Here is a 17,041-nt window from a genome sequence, read left to right as displayed (position 1 = left end):
AGGATATGGGAGATGTTCTGTGGGTGAGGGCGCTTTTAGAACACTAGCCTTTTTGGTCGCTGAAGACCTGATCGCCTTGGCCGAGGATGCCTACAGCGACGCCTGCGATCCCGATGCTGACGCGGCAATCGAAGACGCCTACTGCGACGCTGATGGTGTCTGCGATTGGGCCTGCTGCGAGCGCTCGGGCTGCGTCATCGACAAATATCACCGCGGCCTAGCATTGCAGGCGCAAGCGATTGAAGCGGGAACCGGCGAGACGGAACGGCTCGACCCGAAGGGCGAAAGCGCGGTTCCGAAGGAATGCGCCCCTAATCTATCGCCTGAGGACAACAACTAGTGTCTGAGAGACTGTCGCTCCCTGATTGGCCGCGTCGCATGGACGCCGATCTTGCCGCGCGCTATCTTTCCGTCTCCAAAACCACGTTCCTGAACCGCGTGGCGAAGAAAGCCTATCCCTCACCGCTGCGCGAAGGAAAGCGCGTCTTGTGGGATCGCCGCCTTCTCGACCGGTTTGTGGATGCGCAATTCGGCATCACCGGCAACGCCGCTTCTGACACTTGGGATGATATATGGGCCGGGTCGAACTGAAATACGTCAAGCAGGTAGGCGACTACCTCTATTTCCGGCGCGTCATCGCCGGGAGGCACACCTATATCCGCTTGCCCGATCCGAACGACCCGCAATTCTCCATCCGCTATCAGGAGCTTTTGGCAGAGCGCGAAGGCGATGGAGCATGGGCTGGGGCGGGATCGTTCAAGGCGCTTATGGCGGAGTTCCGCAAGGCCCCGGAATATCGCAAAGACATCAACCAGGTCACGCGCACAAATTACGACCGCTACATGGGCATGTTTGCCGAGCGGTTCGGAACCAAGATGGTTTCCAGCCTGACCCCGCCAGTGGTGGAGCGTCTGCGCGCAGAGATGCAGGACACCCCCGGCAAGGCCAACAATTATATCAAGGTGCTCCGCGTCCTTTTGGCGTTCGGCATCCGGCGCGGGTACACCACGAGCAATGCCGCCGCTGGCGTGAAGATGTTCGAGCTTGGCGAGCACAAGGCTTGGCCGCCGCATGTCATCGCCGCCGCTCTGGACAAGGCGACGCCCATGACGCGGCTCGCCATCATCACCGGCCTTTGCTCTGGCCAGCGCATCGGGGATTGCATCAAGCTTCGCCGTTCATGGATTCGTGACGGCATCCTGGAATTGAAGCAGGGCAAGACGAAGAAGGACGTTTATGTCCCCGTCCATCCGCTCTGGCAGGCGGAGATCGACGCGACCGAGGATAAGGCCCCTACCATCCTCTATGACCGCTCAGGCAAGCCCTTCGCCAGCACAGCGACCGTGCGCGAGCGCGTCAACGACTTGATGAAGATCATCAGTCCCGGCGAGGCGTTCACCTTCCACGGACTGCGCAAGAACGCGACCAACTTTCTTGCCGAGCTTGGCCTGTCCGCAAAGCAGATAGGCATCATCACCGGCATGAGCATTGAGATGGTCGAACACTACACCCGTGGCATCGAATCCCGGCGCATCGCGGAGGGGCTGAGAGAGACCGTTTTCGGAGGCGTGATTGCGCCTCTCAGGGTGGTGAGTGGTAAAAGTGGTGGTAAATCACGAAATGTTCCCTTGCGTAAGGGAACGGAAAATGCTTAGATTCTCTTGTGTTGGTGACCCCAACGGGACTCGAACCCGTGTTTTCGCCGTGAAAGGGCGACGTCCTAGACCGCTAGACGATGGGGCCGTGCGATTGCGACCGGGGCCGCTTAGCCGGATGGACGGGGCGAGGTCAAGCACGCTTCTGCGGCTTTTGTTCCATGCGCTTCAATCGGCCCAGGCAGCGTCGTCCAGATGCATTTCCGCCTGCGGCCTCGTGCCCCAGTCATCCCGCTTCACACGCCCGGCGACATAGAGCTTGCGTCCGCGCGCCGCGAGCAGCGCCGCGCCCAGCTGGGTCTCGCCGTGGCGGAACGCCATAGCCTTCAGCCGTCCGCCATCCTGCCCCGCCAGAATGGCGCGGACATGGCCCTGTCCCACGACATCGCAGCTCACGACGCCGAATGGACCCGCTGCAACCCGTGGCGATGGCCAGCCGGAGCCATAAGGCCCGGCGCCCTCCAGCGTTTCAGCGAGGTCGATCGAAACCCCGCGTGGCGCGACGGCGCAATCCAGCATCAGCGCGGCCGCTTCCCTTGCGCGCGCGACGGCAGCGGCAAGCCTGTCCTCCAGAAAACCGGACAGCTCCGCTATCCTGCCTTCCTCCACCGTCAGGCCCGCCGCCATGGCATGACCGCCGCCCGCCGACAGAAGGCCGCTTTCGCGCGCAGCGATGACGGCCGCGCCCAGATCGACCCCGGAGATGGAGCGGCCAGAACCCTTGCCCACGCCTGCCTCGTCCAGCCCTATGACGATTGCAGGCTTGTTGAGCCGTTCCTTCAACCGCCCCGCGACAATGCCGATGACGCCCGGATGCCAGCCGGCTCCGGACACCACGGCGACGCTGGCGTTGCCGGTGCGCACCGCCGCTGCTTCCGCCTGTTCTAGAACCAGCGCCTCAAGCGCACGGCGTTCCTCGTTCAGCCGGTTGAGTTCCTCGGCGATGGCTGCCGCTTCCTCGGGGTCTTGGGTGGTGAGGAGCCTGACACCCAGATCCGATTTGCCGACCCGCCCGCCGGCGTTGATGCGCGGCCCAAGCGCAAACCCAAGATCGGTCGCGCTGGGGGGCTTGGTCAACCGCGCCGCGTCCATCAGCGCCGCGAGGCCCACATTTCGCCGGTTGGCCATCACCTTCAGCCCCTGCGCTACAAAGGCGCGGTTCAACCCCTTCAGCGCCACGACATCGGCGACGGTGCCCAGCGCGACGATATCCAGCCACTCAAGCAGATTGGGCTCGGCCATCGTCCTGAACCGGCCGCGCGACCGCAACTCCCGCACTACGGCGGCCGCCAGAAGAAAGGCGACGCCCACCGCCGCCAGATGCCCATGGGCCGCGCCGTCCGTTTCGTCCAGCCTGTTGGGGTTGACGATCGCGACGGCGGGCGGAAGCGCGGTGGAACATTGATGATGGTCGACGACGATCACCTCCACGCCGCTGTCCCTTGCGGCCGAGAGCGCCTCGAACGCCTGCGCGCCGCAATCGACGGTGACGATAAGCCCCGCGCCTTCCCGCCCCAGCCGCACCAGCGCCTCGGCCGATGGGCCATAGCCTTCCATCAGCCGGTCGGGGATATAATAGCCCGCCTCGGCCCCTGCCGCCCGCAACAGCCGGATCAACAGCGCGGCCGATGTAGCGCCGTCCACGTCATAGTCGCCGAAGACGACGATGCGCTCGCCCGCCTCGATCGCGGCGGCGATGCGGCGGGCGGCTGTGTCCATGTCCTGAAAGATCGAAGGGTCCGGCATCCATGCGCGGATCGTCGGCGTGCGGTGCCGCTCCAGGTCGTCATTCGGGCACCCGCGTGAAAGATAGAGCTGGGTTTCGATCCCGGTAAGCTCAAGGCCATCCGCCGCCCCGCCGCGCCAGCGCCACGGCTGACCAAGGATAGACTGCTTGACACCAAAGACGTGAGACGAGGCGGACATGCCGCCTCTCTAGGGCATCGCAGCGATTTGGGGAATGCGGTTGAAAGCCCGGCCAGCACCCTGGCCTTCGACAAGGCAAAACGATGCTATTGCTTCAGCACATAACGGGATCGCGCCGTCGCCAGCGCCTGGCTGATGACGCTGTCATAGCCCTGCGTCGCCTTTGCGAGTTGGACCGTCCAGTTGCAGCCTGATTCGTCAGGCTCCTGATAGGTTGCCGCCGGAATGTGGAACTGGGCGTTATACGCTTGCACATCCGGATTGGCGTAGATCAGCCGCGTAATCTCCGAGGAGATTTCCGCGCCGCTCTTTGGTTCCTTGCGGGTGGAAACGTCCATGGCGGTTCTCCTTTCCACCCCATCAACGTCCATCCCTGGCATCCGATCCAAAGCCGGACGGACAGACCCGGCCCCCCTTGGGGAGCCGGAGCCCGTTATTTTTCAGGACCGTTGCTGGTCCGCGCGCCGTTCTCCCTCGCCGTCGAGGTTGCTGGCAGCGAACTCCCAGTTGATGATGTTGCCGAGCACGGTTTCAGCATAGGTCGGCCGCGCGTTGCGATAGTCGATGTAATAGGCATGCTCCCACACATCCAGCGTGAGCAGCGGCTTTACATCCGAATGCGCAACCGGCGTATCCGCATCATGGAATGACGTGACCGCCAGCTTGCCGTCCTTCAGCACAAGCCATGCCCAGCCGCTTGCGAAATGGCCGCCCGCCTCTTCCTTCAGCTTGGTGAGGAGCGCATCGGTGGAGCCGAAGGATTCATCGATCATCTCTTTCAGCCGCCCGGTCGGCTTCTGTCCGGCGGGCGCGAGGCTGGACCAGAAGAAATTGTGGTTCCACACCTGCCCGGCGTTGTTGAACAGGCCCTTGTCCCCCTTGTCCAGGGCGAGGCGGATCACCTCCACCAGCGAGCGGCCGCGCAGATCCTTTTCCTCGATCCAGCCGTTCACCTTGTCGACATAGGCCTTGTGGTGCTTGCCATGGTGGAAATCCAGCGTCTCTCCCGACATGTGCGGTGCCAGCGCGTCCCGGCTGAACGGAAGCGGCAAAAGTTCAAAAGCCATGCGACTACTCCTTGCATAAACAACAATTGGGGGCGGCCAGTGCGGAGACCGGCAACCGATGGACATGGAAAGGGCGATGGTAACGGGTTAACACCCGAAACGCCGCGAAGTTGCCCGGCGAAAATCCGCCTGCGCATTTAACTCACTTGCCGTGAGTTTTGCGGTGTTCGCCTTTCACCCAGCGGATCGTCCCCGATGACGCCCGCATCACCACCGATTCGGTCGTGGTGGTTCCGTCCTTGAACAGCTTCACTCCGTCCAGAAGCGAACCGTCCGTCACTCCCGTCGCCGCGAAAATGACGTCGCCCTTGGCGAGGTCATGGAGGTGATAGATGCGGTCGAGATCGTCGATTCCCCATTTGCGGGCGCGAGCGCGTTCGTCTTCGTTGCGGAACAGCAGACGGCCCTGGAATTGCCCGCCCACGCAACGGAGCGCAGCGGCGGCAAGCACGCCTTCCGGCGCACCGCCCGATCCCATGTAGATATCGATGTTGGTGTCCGGATCGGTGACGGCGATCACGCCCGCCACGTCCCCGTCGGGAATGAGATTCACACCGCAGCCCAGCGCCCGCAATTCGGCAATCAGCTTTTCATGGCGAGGCCGGTCGAGCACGCAGGTGATGATCTCGTTCGGCTGGACGCCCTTAGCTTTCGCCACCGCCCGCACATTGTCGGCGACCGACTTGTTGAGATCGATCACGCCTTCGGGATAGCCGGGGCCGACGGCCAGCTTGTCCATATAGACATCGGGCGCGTTCAGCAGACAGCCTTCCTCGGCGATGGCGAGAACCGCAAGCGCATTGGGTCCGGCCTTGGCGGTGATGGTGGTCCCTTCCAGCGGATCAAGCGCAATGTCGATGCGCGGCCCGCCGTCTATGGCCGAACCGACCTTCTCGCCGATGAACAGCATCGGCGCCTCGTCGCGTTCGCCCTCGCCGATCACAACCGTGCCGTCGATCGGCAATTCGTTCAGCGCCGACCGCATGCATTCAACTGCCGCGGCATCGGCCGCCTTCTCGTCGCCGCGCCCGATCAGCTTGGATGCGCCGATCGCCGCAGCCTCCGTCACGCGGACCATCTCCAGCACCAGAACGCGGTCGAGAACCGAGCTTGCCTTCACCATGTCGATATGTCTCCCAAAGCTGCTGCGCTGCTAGCCCTAGCCATGTTTCTTGTCGATAGCGTGATGGCTCAGAAATCCAGTATGTGCATCAGCATCGGCCGGCCGAGGATATTTTCGGAGCCGTGCAGCCGCGCCAGCGCATCCGTTACCGCGCGTTCGGGCACTTCATGGGTCACCATCACCAGATAAACGCCGCCGTTTTCGGTGTTGCCACGCTGGATCAGGCTTTCGATAGAAACCCCCGCATCGCGCATGGCGGCCGTCAGTTCGGCAAGAACGCCGGGTCGGTCTGCAACGGTAAAGCGCAAATAGACGCGCCCCACCCGGTCCCCGGCCGCAGCGGGGGGAAGCGCCGTCAGGCTATCCACCGGCATTGCAAAGGCGGGGCCGAATTCGCCGCGTCCGATGTCGATCAGATCGGCCACCACGGCCGATGCGGTGGGGCCTTCTCCGGCACCGCTCCCCTGGAAGAACAGGCGGCCCACGAAATTGCCCTCCGCAACGACGGCGTTCAGCGATCCGTCGACATGCGCAAGCGGGTGCGCAACCGGCGCGAGGCAGGCGTGGACCCGCTGAAACAGCCCGTTTGCATCGGCCTGCGCAATCCCCACGAGACGCACTTTGAAGCCCAGCGTTTCGGCATAGGCGATGTCGGCAGCCTCCACCTCGCGAATGCCGTCGATCGCAACCCCTTCAAAATCGAGCCGCGTACCAAAGGCCAGCGAGGCGAGGATCGACAGCTTGTGCGCGGCGTCGACACCGTCGATATCGAAGCTGGGGTCGGCTTCGGCAAAGCCAAGTCGCTGCGCCTCTTCCAGCACCTCGTTAAAGGCACGCCCTTCCTTCTCCATGGTGGTCAGGATGTAATTGCAGGTGCCGTTCAGAATGCCGTAGACGACGCCGATCTCGTTTGCAGCCGCGCCTTCGCGCAGCCCTTTTATGACTGGAATCCCGCCAGCCACCGCCGCCTCATATTTCAGCGCCGCGCCCTGTGCTTCGGCCATGCGGGCAAGCTCGATCCCGTGATGGGCGAGCATCGCCTTGTTGGCCGTGACCAGCGCCTTGCCGCTTTCAAGCGTGGCGCGGGCAAGCGCCAGCGCCGGCCCGTCCGACCCGCCGATCAGTTCCACCACCACGTCGATGTCGTCGCGCGCAGCGAGCGTGACGGGATCGTCCACCCATTCAAACGCGCTCATGTCGATGCCGCGATCGCGGTTCCGGTCCCGCGCAGAAACCGCGACGACCTGGATCGGGCGCGCTGCCCGCCGCTCCACCAGCGTGCGGTTCACCTCGATCAGCTTCACCACGCCCGCGCCAACGGTTCCCAATCCTGCCAGCGCCACGCGCAACGGTCCGCTCATTCCAGTCTCTTTCTACAATTGTCATGCCAGCGCAGGCCGGCATCCATAGGGCGTCAGCACGCAATGGCAAAGCCATATGGGGTCCCGGCCTTCGCCGGGACCGCCAAATCTGGTGGTTAGGGTCCGAACCCTAGCTCCCCACCGCCTGTCCGGTCGTATTGACGCCCATGGACTGAAGATAGCGCTTCACATTGCGCGCCGCCTGGCGGATTCGATGCTCGTTCTCCACCATCGCGATGCGAACGAAGCCCTCCCCCTCCTCGCCATAGCCGACGCCGGGCGCGACCGCGACCTTGGCATGGGTGAGAAGCTGCTTGGAAAACTCCAGGCTGCCCAGATGGGCGAGCGCAGGGGGCAATGGCGCCCAGCAGAACATCGACGCGCGCGGCTTTGGAATCTCCCACCCCGCGCGGCCGAAGCTTTCGACCAGCACGTCGCGTCTGCGCTTGTAGAGCTGGCGGTTATGCTCGACGATATCCTGCGGCCCGTTGATCGCGGCCACCGCTGCGGCCTGGATCGGCGTGAACGCGCCATAATCCAGATAGCTCTTCACACGCGTCAGCGCCGCGATCAGCGTCTTGTTGCCCACGGCAAAGCCCATGCGCCACCCGGCCATGCTGTATGTCTTGGACATGGACGTGAACTCCACCGCCACATCCTTTGCGCCCGGCACCTGCAGGATGGAGGGGGTCGGCTCGTCATCGAAATAGATTTCCGAATAGGCAAGGTCCGACAGCACCCAAAGCCCATGCTCCTTCGCAAAGGCGACGACCCGCTCGTAAAAGGCGAGGTCCACCGTCTCGGCGGTCGGATTGCTCGGATAGCCGATCACCAGCACCGACGGCTTCGGCACGGTGAACTTCACCGCCCGCTCCAGCGAGTCGAAAAAGCGCTCGTCCGGTGTCGTCGGGACCGACCGGATCGTCGCCCCGGCGATGATGAAGCCGAAGGTGTGGATGGGATAGCTTGGGTTGGGCGCAAGCACCACGTCGCCCGGCGCGGTGATCGCCTGCGCGAGATTGGCCAGGCCTTCCTTGGAGCCAAGCGTCACCACCACTTCCGTCTCCGGATCGAGATCGACCCCGAATCGGCGCTGGTAATAGCCGGATTGCGCCTTGCGCAGCCCCGCAAGCCCCTTGGACGCCGAATAGCCGTGCGCGTCCGGCTTTCTCGCCACCTCGCACAGCTTTTCGATCACATGCGGCGGCGGCGGCAGGTCGGGATTGCCCATGCCAAGGTCGATGATGTCCTCGCCCCGCGCTCGCGCCGCTGCCCGCATCGCGTTCACTTCGGCGATGACATAAGGCGGCAGGCGTCGAATACGGTAAAATTCCTCGGACATCTCAAAACAGACCCTTTACGGTGTACGCCGGAATGACGCACGTTGCGGCTTATAGCTGTCACGGCCCGCACTGGCGAGTATCGGGAGAGAAAAGATGCAAGAAGCTGCCGAGGTTCCGGCCATCGACCTCCCGACCTTGCAGCAATGGACCGAGACAATCGGCCGTGCGCAACAGATGATGCTGGAGTTCTGGGTCAACCAGGCGAAGGACGCGCAACCGCCGGCCGACCAATGGTCCATGTCGCTGTGGGCGGACATGAGCAGCCTCTGGACCATCGACGGTAGCAGGATCGCGGACCGTCAGGCCCAGTTGCTGACGCAGAGCCTCGACCTGTGGAACCGCTTCCTCTCACCCGGAACCGATGCGGGTTCGCCCGCCGACAAGGATCGCCGCTTCAAGGGCGATGCGTGGCGAAGCCAGCCCCTGTTCGACCTGATCCGCCAGTCCTATCTTTTGGTGTCCGACCATCTGCTCGCAAACATCGACGAGATGGAAGGGCTTGATCCGGCCCAGCGGGAACGGCTGCGCTTTGCAACGCGCGCGATCATCGAGGCGATCAGCCCATCCAATTTCGCCTTCACCAATCCGGAGGTGATCGAACGGACGATCGAGACCGGCGGCCAGAACCTTGTCGCAGGGCTTGAGCACATGCTCACCGACCTGTCGCGGGGGCAGCTTACCCAGACCCGCGCCGATGCGTTCGAGCTTGGGCGCAACATCGCCTCCACGCCCGGCAAGGTCGTGTTCGAGACCGAACTGTTTCAGCTCATCCAGTACAATCCCACGACGGAAGAGGTCTTCCGCAAGCCGCTCCTGATCTTCCCGCCCTGGATCAACCGCTTCTACATTCTGGACCTGTCGCCGGAGAAGAGCTTCATCAGATGGGCGGTCGAGCAGGGCCATACGGTATTCATCGTTTCGTGGAAGTCCGCCGACGAAACGCTGAAGGACGTCACCGCCGAGGATTATGTCCGGGCGCAGGTGAGCGCGATCGACACCGTGCGCGACGTGCTTGGCGTCAAATCCGTCAACACCATCGGCTATTGCGTGGCTGGAACCACGCTGGCGATGACGCTTGCGTGGCTCACGGCGCAAGGTCAGGCGCAGAAGGTGGAATCGGCAACCTATTTCACGGCCCAGGTCGATTTCGAGGACGCAGGCGACCTCAAGATCTTTGTCGATGACGATCAGCTGGCGCTGGTCTCGGCGCTTTCCCAGGGCAAGGGCTATCTCGACGGGCGCTTCATGACGGCGACGTTCAACCTGCTGCGCGGGCAGGATCTGATCTGGAGCTATGTCGTCAACAATTACCTGCTGGGCAAGGAATATACGCCGTTTGACCTGCTCTACTGGAACTCGGATTTCACCAACCTGCCCGCCCGCTGGCATCGCGAATATCTGGCCGACCTGTACCGCGACAACAAGCTCATGCGCGGCGAGATCAGCATCGCCGGCACGCCGATCCGCCTCGGAGACGTCATGACGCCAAGCTATGTGCAGGCAGGCCGGGAAGACCATATCGCGCCTGCCCGCTCGGTCTGGAAGATGATGGAGGCGATGAAGGCGCCGATGCGCTTCCTGCTGGCCGGATCGGGCCATATCGCGGGCGTCGTCAATCCTCCGTCGTCCGGAAAATACCAGTATTGGACATTCGACGGAAAAGCGGCGTCGCTTGACGAGTTCATCGAAAAGGCCAGCGAAACCCAGGGGAGCTGGTGGCCGGACTGGATGGAATGGATCAGGCCGCACGCGGGCAAGCTGGTGCCCGCGACCGGCGCGCGCATCCCCGGCGGCAACCCGAAATATCCGGCCATCGAGGATGCCCCCGGCCGCTATGTGACGATGCGCTAGCGCTTGCGCAAACGCTCCTTTCCGCCAGTCGTCGATCAACGGACGCGCCTGCTCATCCTCGGCAGCCTGCCGGGAGAGCAGTCGCTTGCCGCCGGGCGCTATTACGCGAACCCGCGCAACCAGTTCTGGGCGCTGGTCGGCGACGCCATCGGGGTCGATCTTCCAGCGCTGGATTATGATGCCCGGCTCCGCACGCTGCTGGACCATAAGATCGGCCTTTGGGACAGCGTGGGCGAGGCGGCGCGTGTCGGGAGCCTGGATTCACGCATCCGCGATCATGCCCCCAATGATCTCGCGACGCTTGCCGCCGACCTGCCCAGCCTGCGCGCCATCGCGTTCAACGGCGGCAAATCCGCCGCGATCGGCACCAAGGCGCTTGCTGGACTTTCGGAAAACATCGCACTTGTAACGCTGCCTTCATCCAGCCCGGCCCATGCCGTGCCGCTTTCCAACAAGGCGCTGGAGTGGCGGCGCATCAGGCAATTCCTAGAAATAATTTGACTTTTCATTGCTGCACCGCCACATGGCCAGCAGCGTTCGCGCCGGAATGACCGGTGCTTGGGCAAGGCCGCGTGATTTTCTGCCGAAACAAGGGCGGAACAGGCTTTGACCTTCATTCGCTTTCCCAGGCTTCCCTAGTCACGCGGGTCGTCAGTAACGAGCCCGTTCATGCCGTGCGCGCGGAATCCGTCTGCTGCCCGGCAATGATGCGTGCTCATGCACGTTTGAAAGACTGTATTTTGAAAACTTTTTCCGAACTCGGCCTTGCCGATCCGATTGCCCAGGCGCTCGCGGCGGAGGGATATGAAACCCCCACCCCCATTCAGGCCCAGGCCATTCCCTATGTGCTGCAGGGCAAGGATCTGCTCGGCATCGCGCAGACCGGCACCGGCAAGACCGCTGCCTTCGCGCTTCCCATTCTGGACCGGCTGGCGCAAAACCCCGTCCAGCGGATGCGCCATTCCACCCGCGTACTGGTGCTGTCGCCCACCCGCGAACTCGCAAGCCAGATTGCCGAAAGCTTTCGCGTTTACGGCCGCAATCTGAAGATGACCGTCGCGACGGTGTTCGGCGGCGTGCCGATCAACCGCCAGCGGATCATGCTCCAGTCGGGCGTCGACGTGCTTGTCGCAACGCCCGGTCGCCTGCTCGATTTGATCGACCAGCGCATCCTCACCCTGAACCATGTCGAGGTTCTGGTGCTGGACGAGGCCGACCAGATGCTGGACCTTGGCTTCATCCACGCATTGCGCCGCATTGTGCCGATGCTGCCGAAGCGTCGCCAGACCCTGTTCTTTTCCGCAACCATGCCGAAGCAGATCGCCGAGCTTGCCGCGCGTTACCTGACCGATCCGGTGAAGGTTGCCGTCACCCCCGTCGCCACCACGGCTGAGCGGATCGACCAGCGCGTCATGTTCGTCGATCAGCGCGAGAAACAGGCGCTGCTCAACATCACGCTCGCCGATCCGGCGATCCAGCGCGTGCTGGTGTTCACCCGCACGAAGCATGGTGCTGACCGCGTGGTGAAGCATCTGAGCGCGGCGAGCATTCAGTCCGCGGCCATTCACGGCAACAAGAGCCAGCCGCAACGCGAAAAGGCGCTGGCCGAGTTCAAGTCGGGCAGGATCAAGGTGCTTGTGGCCACCGACATCGCGGCGCGCGGCATCGACATCGACGCCGTAAGCCATGTCGTGAACTTCGAACTGCCGAACGTGCCCGAGCAATATGTCCACCGCATCGGCCGGACCGCGCGTGCGGGAGCGGAAGGGATCGCGCTCAGCTTCTGCGCCGATGACGAACGCCCCTATCTGCGCGACATCGAAAAGCTGACGAAGGTCAGGCTTGCCCAGCAACCGCTGCCGGAAGGCATCCGCGCGGCCCTTGCCGCCATGCCGAAGCTTGCGCCTGAACGGCGCGACGACCGGCCGCGCGGGGACCGCCCGCATGGCGACCGGGGCCATCGCCAAGGCGAACGCCGCGAACGTCATGAGCCAAAGCCTTTCGGCGCGCGTCCTGCGGGCGAGCGCGGAGGCCATCGCGGCAGCAATGCCGGTGGTGGTGGCGGCGGCAATGGCGGCGGGGGCAATCGCTCCCGCAACGGCCAGCGCCGTACTGGCGGCGGCCAGCGCGTTTCGGCCTGAAGCGAATCCCTTTTGTCATGCTGAACTTGTTTCAGCATCGATGAACATGGCGCATGCGAACGATCGCACAGGGCAATGTTCGTGGATCCCGGCGTTCGCCGGGATGACGGGGGAGCGTCGAGAAACTTCAGTTGCCCCCTCCCCACCAGGCGATCGCCGCTCTATAAGTCTTTTCCATGAGTGATCTTTTCTCGGCCTCCGGGGGGGCAGCCGAACAGTCCTACAACGCAAGCGCGATCGAGGTTCTGGAAGGGCTCGAACCCGTGCGGCGGCGGCCGGGCATGTATATCGGCGGCACCGATGAGCGCGCCTTCCATCACCTTGCGGCCGAGGTGCTGGACAACGCGATGGACGAGGCGGTCGCAGGTCACGCCACCCGCATCGAGGTGACACTGGAGCCGGGCAATCGGCTGACCATCATCGACAACGGGCGCGGCATCCCGGTCGATCCGCATCCCAAATACCCGGACAAGTCGGCGCTTGAGGTCATCATGACCACGCTGCATTCCGGCGGCAAATTCTCCGACAAGGCCTATGCGACATCCGGCGGCCTGCATGGCGTGGGCGTATCGGTGGTGAACGCGCTTTCGGCCGACACGGTGGTCGAGGTCGCGCGGAACAAGGAACTGTTCCGCCAGAGTTTTTCGCGCGGACATCCCACCAGCGGCCTGGAGAAGCTGGGCGCAACGCCGAACCGGCGCGGCACCTCCGTCAGCTTCACGCCGGACACGGAGATTTTCGGTCCCACCGCCCATTTCAGGCCAGCCCGGCTCTACCGTCTCGCCCGGTCGAAGGCCTATCTTTTCCGGGGCGTCGAAATCCGCTGGAAATGCGCGCCGGAACTGATCGGCGACGACACGCCCGCAAGCGCCGTTTTCCAGTTCCCCGGCGGCCTTGCCGATCATCTGAAGGAACAGATCGGGACGAGGGAATGCGTGACGGCGGAGTTCTTCGCCGGTCGTCAGGATTTTCCCGATGGACAGGGCTCGGTCGAATGGGCGGTCGCCTGGCCGCTTTATGGCGAGGGATCGACCAGCTTTTACTGCAACACCATCCCCACGCCCGATGGGGGCACGCATGAAACCGGCCTTCGGGGCGCGCTGACCAAGGGGATTCGCGGCTTCGGCGCATTGGTGGGGCAGAAGAAGGCGGACGGCATACAGGCCGAGGACATCTTCTCGGGCGCGGAGATGATGCTGTCGGTCTTCATCCGCGATCCGCAATTCCAGAGCCAGACCAAGGACCGGCTCACCAGTCCAGAAGCCGCGCGGCTTGTCGAAAATGCGGTGAAGGATCATTTCGACCACTTCCTTGCAGACAATATGGACCGCGGCCGCGCCTTGCTGGGCTTTGTGCTCGACCGCATGGACGAGCGCCTCGCCCGCCGCGCCGAGCGGGAGGTCAAGCGCAAGACGGCCACGTCAAAGCGCAATCTCCGCCTGCCGGGCAAGCTGACCGACTGCTCGTCGGACGACCCTGCGGGCACCGAGCTTTTCATCGTCGAGGGCGACAGCGCGGGCGGCTCCGCCAAGCAGGCGCGCGACCGCAAGACGCAGGCCGTCCTGCCGATCCGGGGCAAGATCCTGAACGTCGCCAGCGCCACGGCCGACAAGATCCGCGCGAACAACGAGATCGCCGATCTGATCCAGGCGCTGGGCTGCGGCACGCGGGACAAATATGATCCGGCGGCGCTTCGCTATGAGCGCATCGTCATCATGACCGATGCCGATGTCGACGGCGCGCATATCGCGACGTTGCTGATGACCTTCTTCTTTCAGGAAATGCCGGGGCTGGTGCGCGACGGCCGCGTCTTCCTTGCCCAGCCGCCGCTCTACCGGCTGTCGGCGGGTGGAACCATCGCCTATGCCCGTGACGACGCGCACCGGGCGGAACTGGATAAGACGGTCTTCAAGGGCAAGAAGGTGGAGGTGAGCCGGTTCAAGGGCCTTGGCGAGATGGCGTCCACCCAGCTCAAGGAAACCACGATGGACCCGAAGACCCGGACGCTGATCAAGGTCACGCTTCCGGGCGAATATGAAGAGCGGGCCAGCGTGCGCGATCTGGTGGACCGGCTGATGGGCCGCAATCCGGAGCATCGTTTCGCCTTCATCCAGGCGAACGCCGCCTATGTGGACGACGAAACGATAGACGCCTGATCACTGGGTGCGGTCAGCGCCGCCACGATCGCCTTGACCTTCTTCTGCCGCCATTGCGGCGCGGGGGCGACGATCCAATAGGTCGCAGCGACGGGTTCAGGCCCTGAAACCACGACCAGACGGCCGGACGCGATGTCGGCTTCGGCCAGAAGCGCCGGAACGCGCGCATGGCCGAAGCCAGCCGCAGCAGCATCCAGCGCAAGGCCCGCGTCGGCAACATTGAGCCCGCCCGCGTTTGCTCCACCCGTATCGGACGAGCCGTTCCAGATGATCGGGGTCGAGGTGTTGCCATTGGGCGCGGCCACGGTGACCATGGCCCCATCCCTGAGCGGCACGCCTTCCAGCCCCTCGGCGTCTTCGGCAAAGCGGATAGCGAAGTCCAGATTGGCTTCGGTGAAATCGACGCTCTGGTCGGCCGAAACCAGATTGAACCGAAGCTCCGGCTCGGTCCGGCCATAGGCGACCAGCCGTGCCGTCAGCCATTTCGCCGTGAAATCACGCGGCGCAGCGATGGTCAGCATCCGCGACGTCTGCCCCTCCTGCATCGCCCGCACCGATTCCTCGAACTGGAGGAAGCCTGCGCGCAACGCGGGCAATCCGCGCTCCGCCTCCGGCGTCAGGTCCAGCCCCTTGGTGGTGCGGCGGAAAAGCACGACACCCAGCGTTTCCTCCAGCGCCCTGACCTGCTGGCCGACCGCCGCCGGAGTGACTGCAAGCTCGTCCGCCGCGCGCGTGAACGACAGATGCCGGGCGGCCGCATCCAGCACGCGCAGGGCGTTGAGCGGAAGATGGGTCCGCTTCATGTCGTCACCGCCGGAACGGTCAGCTCGAAGCGGGGGATCACTGCGTCGAACGTGCCGCCGTCTTCCGCCACCATCTGATAGCTGCCTTCCATCGACCCGTTGCGGGTACCGAGCGGGCAGGCGGACACATAATCATAAGCGCCGCCGGGTTCGATCACCGGCTGCTCGCCGATCACGCCATCGCCCTTCACCTCGTGCAGTACGCCGTTGCCGTCGCGGATCAGCCAATGGCGCGAAAGGAGCTGGACCTGTCCCTCCCCTTCGTTTTCGATCCGCACATGATAGGCCCAGAACCAGCGCCCGTCCGTCGGCTGGCTCTGATCGGCAAGGTAGCTCACGACGACGCGAACCGTCACGCCGCGCGTGGTGGCGGCATGAGGGAACAGCGCCTTCAAAGCCCGACGGCCCTCAAGGCCTGGTCGAAATCCGCGATCACGTCGTCCGCGTCCTCCAGCCCCACCGACAGGCGAAGCATCCCTTCGGTCACGCCCATCTCCATCCGCACCTCCTCGCTCAGCCCCGCATGGGTGGTGGAGGCGGGATGCGTCATCAGCGACCGGGAATCGCCAATGTTGTTGGATATGTCGACAAGTTCCAGCGCATCCAGCAGGCCGTGCGCCTGCGCGCGACCCCCGTCCAGATAGATCGACAGGATGGTGCCGCCCGCTTTCATCTGCCGCATCGCAAGCTGGTACTGCGGATGGCTGGGGAGGTTGGGATAGAGCAGCCTCGGCACCCGCGTTTCGAGGAAACGGGCTATCTTCAGCGCATTGTCGCTCTGCCGCATCACGCGCAGATCAAGCGTCTCCAGCCCCTTCAGCACCACCCAGGCGTTGAATGCGGACAGCGTCGGCCCGGTGTTGCGGGTGAAGGGCAACAGCGTGTTGAGGATGAAATCCTCGGTCCCGACCACCGCACCCGCCAGCACACGGCCCTGCCCGTCCATCATCTTGGTGGCTGAATAGGCGACGATGTCGGCGCCGAACTCCATCGGCCGTTGAAGGACGGGGCTCGCAAAGGCATTATCGACGACCACCTGCGCGCCTGCCTCATGGGCGATGTCGCACACCGCCCGGATGTCCACGATGTCCAGCGTCGGGTTCGCCGGTGTCTCAAGGAAGAACAGGCGCGTGTTGGGCTTCAGCGCCGCTTTCCAGGCGTGGGCGTCGCGGCCATCGACGATGGTCACCTCGATCCCGAATTTGGGCAGCAGCGTATCGGTGAGCCAGCGGCACGATCCGAACATCGCCCGCGCCGCAACCAGGTGATCGCCCGTCTTCAACTGGCAGAGCAGCACGGCCGTCATCGCCGCCATGCCCGATGCGGTGCAGCGGGCGGCCTCCGCCCCCTCCATCAGCGCAAGCCGCTGTTCCAGCATTTCCACGGTCGGGTTCTGCAACCGGGAATAGGTCATGCCCTTCTGATCGCCGCGGAACCGCGCCGCCGCGTCTTCCGCGCAGTCATAGGCATAGCCCGATGTGAGGAACAGCGCCTCTGACGTCTCGCCCCATTCGGACCGTGCGCTGCCCCCGCGCACGGCCTGTGTGGCCGGACGCCATTTCGAGGTGACGGAGCGATCCTGTCCAGTCTTGCGCTTCATGCGTTCAGCTTTGCC

The 17,041-nt window shown here is 64.0% G+C and carries 16 protein-coding genes and 1 tRNA gene; 7 read left to right on the top strand and 10 right to left on the bottom strand.

Annotated features, from left to right (window positions below; all coding sequences use genetic code 11):
• Positions 1–19: 19 nt before the first annotated feature.
• The 3 genes from BSL82_RS00520 to BSL82_RS00510 are packed head-to-tail and all read left to right on the top strand — an operon-like array spanning position 20 to position 1,655.
• Entirely contained in the window at positions 20–340 is a 321-nt protein-coding gene (locus BSL82_RS00520) for a hypothetical protein (RefSeq protein ID WP_158010580.1), read from the top strand.
• Entirely contained in the window at positions 340–591 is a 252-nt protein-coding gene (locus BSL82_RS00515) for a hypothetical protein (RefSeq protein ID WP_158010579.1), read from the top strand. Before BSL82_RS00520 ends, BSL82_RS00515 begins: the two co-directional genes overlap by 1 nt.
• A complete protein-coding gene (locus BSL82_RS00510; RefSeq protein WP_072595546.1) occupies positions 573–1,655 on the top strand; it encodes a tyrosine-type recombinase/integrase in 1,083 nt (360 codons plus the stop codon). The genes BSL82_RS00515 and BSL82_RS00510 overlap by 19 nt, the downstream gene beginning before the upstream one ends.
• A 12-nt stretch (positions 1,656–1,667) precedes the next feature.
• On the opposite strand, the gene BSL82_RS00505 is transcribed toward BSL82_RS00510, so the two are convergent.
• The 7 genes from BSL82_RS00505 to BSL82_RS00475 form a co-directional block, all read right to left on the bottom strand.
• Positions 1,668–1,743: transfer RNA gene (locus tag BSL82_RS00505), tRNA-Glu, on the bottom strand.
• An 80-nt stretch (positions 1,744–1,823) separates the two neighbouring features.
• Entirely contained in the window at positions 1,824–3,581 is a 1,758-nt protein-coding gene (gene recJ, locus BSL82_RS00500) for a single-stranded-DNA-specific exonuclease RecJ (protein WP_072595545.1), read from the bottom strand.
• Between the two features lie 86 nt (positions 3,582–3,667).
• The gene (locus BSL82_RS00495) at positions 3,668–3,919 is read right to left on the bottom strand and encodes a hypothetical protein (protein ID WP_072595544.1); all 252 of its coding nucleotides are present in this window, start codon (positions 3,917–3,919) and stop codon (positions 3,668–3,670) included.
• A gap of 102 nt (positions 3,920–4,021) precedes the next feature.
• Complete coding sequence (locus tag BSL82_RS00490) at positions 4,022–4,648, bottom strand: superoxide dismutase (RefSeq protein ID WP_072595543.1); 627 nt, start codon at positions 4,646–4,648, stop codon at positions 4,022–4,024.
• Positions 4,649–4,790: 142 nt separating this feature from the next.
• A complete protein-coding gene (glpX, locus tag BSL82_RS00485) occupies positions 4,791–5,771 on the bottom strand; it encodes a class II fructose-bisphosphatase (RefSeq protein ID WP_072595542.1) in 981 nt (326 codons plus the stop codon).
• 68 nt (positions 5,772–5,839) lie between these two features.
• Positions 5,840–7,132, bottom strand: a complete 1,293-nt coding sequence (locus BSL82_RS00480; RefSeq protein ID WP_072595541.1) for a homoserine dehydrogenase — start codon at positions 7,130–7,132, stop codon at positions 5,840–5,842.
• Between the two features lie 130 nt (positions 7,133–7,262).
• The gene (locus BSL82_RS00475) at positions 7,263–8,474 is read right to left on the bottom strand and encodes an LL-diaminopimelate aminotransferase (RefSeq protein WP_072595540.1); all 1,212 of its coding nucleotides are present in this window, start codon (positions 8,472–8,474) and stop codon (positions 7,263–7,265) included.
• Positions 8,475–8,568: 94 nt separating this feature from the next.
• On the opposite strand from BSL82_RS00475, the gene BSL82_RS00470 reads away from it, so the two are divergent.
• The 4 genes from BSL82_RS00470 (at position 8,569) to parE (ending at position 14,623) form a co-directional block, all read left to right on the top strand.
• Positions 8,569–10,326 carry a PHA/PHB synthase family protein gene (locus BSL82_RS00470; protein WP_072595539.1) on the top strand — a complete coding sequence of 586 codons (1,758 nt, stop codon included), beginning with the start codon at positions 8,569–8,571 and terminating at the stop codon, positions 10,324–10,326.
• A 3-nt stretch (positions 10,327–10,329) separates the two neighbouring features.
• Entirely contained in the window at positions 10,330–10,827 is a 498-nt protein-coding gene (locus BSL82_RS00465) for a DNA-deoxyinosine glycosylase (protein ID WP_072595538.1), read from the top strand.
• Between the two features lie 206 nt (positions 10,828–11,033).
• On the top strand, positions 11,034–12,467 hold the full coding sequence (locus BSL82_RS00460) for a DEAD/DEAH box helicase (protein ID WP_072598518.1): 1,434 nt from the start codon (positions 11,034–11,036) through the stop codon (positions 12,465–12,467).
• A gap of 176 nt (positions 12,468–12,643) precedes the next feature.
• Positions 12,644–14,623: a DNA topoisomerase IV subunit B gene (gene parE, locus BSL82_RS00455; RefSeq protein WP_072595537.1), complete on the top strand. Its 1,980-nt coding sequence runs from the start codon at positions 12,644–12,646 to the stop codon at positions 14,621–14,623.
• On the opposite strand, the gene BSL82_RS00450 is transcribed toward parE, so the two are convergent.
• The 3 genes from BSL82_RS00450 to metZ are packed head-to-tail and all read right to left on the bottom strand — an operon-like array spanning position 14,593 to position 17,026.
• Positions 14,593–15,426, bottom strand: a complete 834-nt coding sequence (locus tag BSL82_RS00450) for a LysR family transcriptional regulator (RefSeq protein WP_072595536.1) — start codon at positions 15,424–15,426, stop codon at positions 14,593–14,595. The two genes, parE and BSL82_RS00450, sit on opposite strands and share 31 nt — an antisense overlap.
• Positions 15,423–15,821 (bottom strand): Co2+/Mg2+ efflux facilitator ApaG/CorD, encoded by a 399-nt coding sequence (apaG, locus tag BSL82_RS00445; RefSeq protein ID WP_072595535.1) that lies wholly within the window; start codon positions 15,819–15,821, stop codon positions 15,423–15,425. Before apaG ends, BSL82_RS00450 begins: the two co-directional genes overlap by 4 nt.
• Entirely contained in the window at positions 15,818–17,026 is a 1,209-nt protein-coding gene (gene metZ / locus BSL82_RS00440) for an O-succinylhomoserine sulfhydrylase (protein WP_072595534.1), read from the bottom strand. Before metZ ends, apaG begins: the two co-directional genes overlap by 4 nt.
• Positions 17,027–17,041: the final 15 nt, after the last annotated feature.

Source organism: Tardibacter chloracetimidivorans, from assembly GCF_001890385.1.
Taxonomy (GTDB): domain Bacteria; phylum Pseudomonadota; class Alphaproteobacteria; order Sphingomonadales; family Sphingomonadaceae; genus Tardibacter; species Tardibacter chloracetimidivorans.
This window is presented reverse-complemented; position numbering and strand designations above follow the sequence as displayed.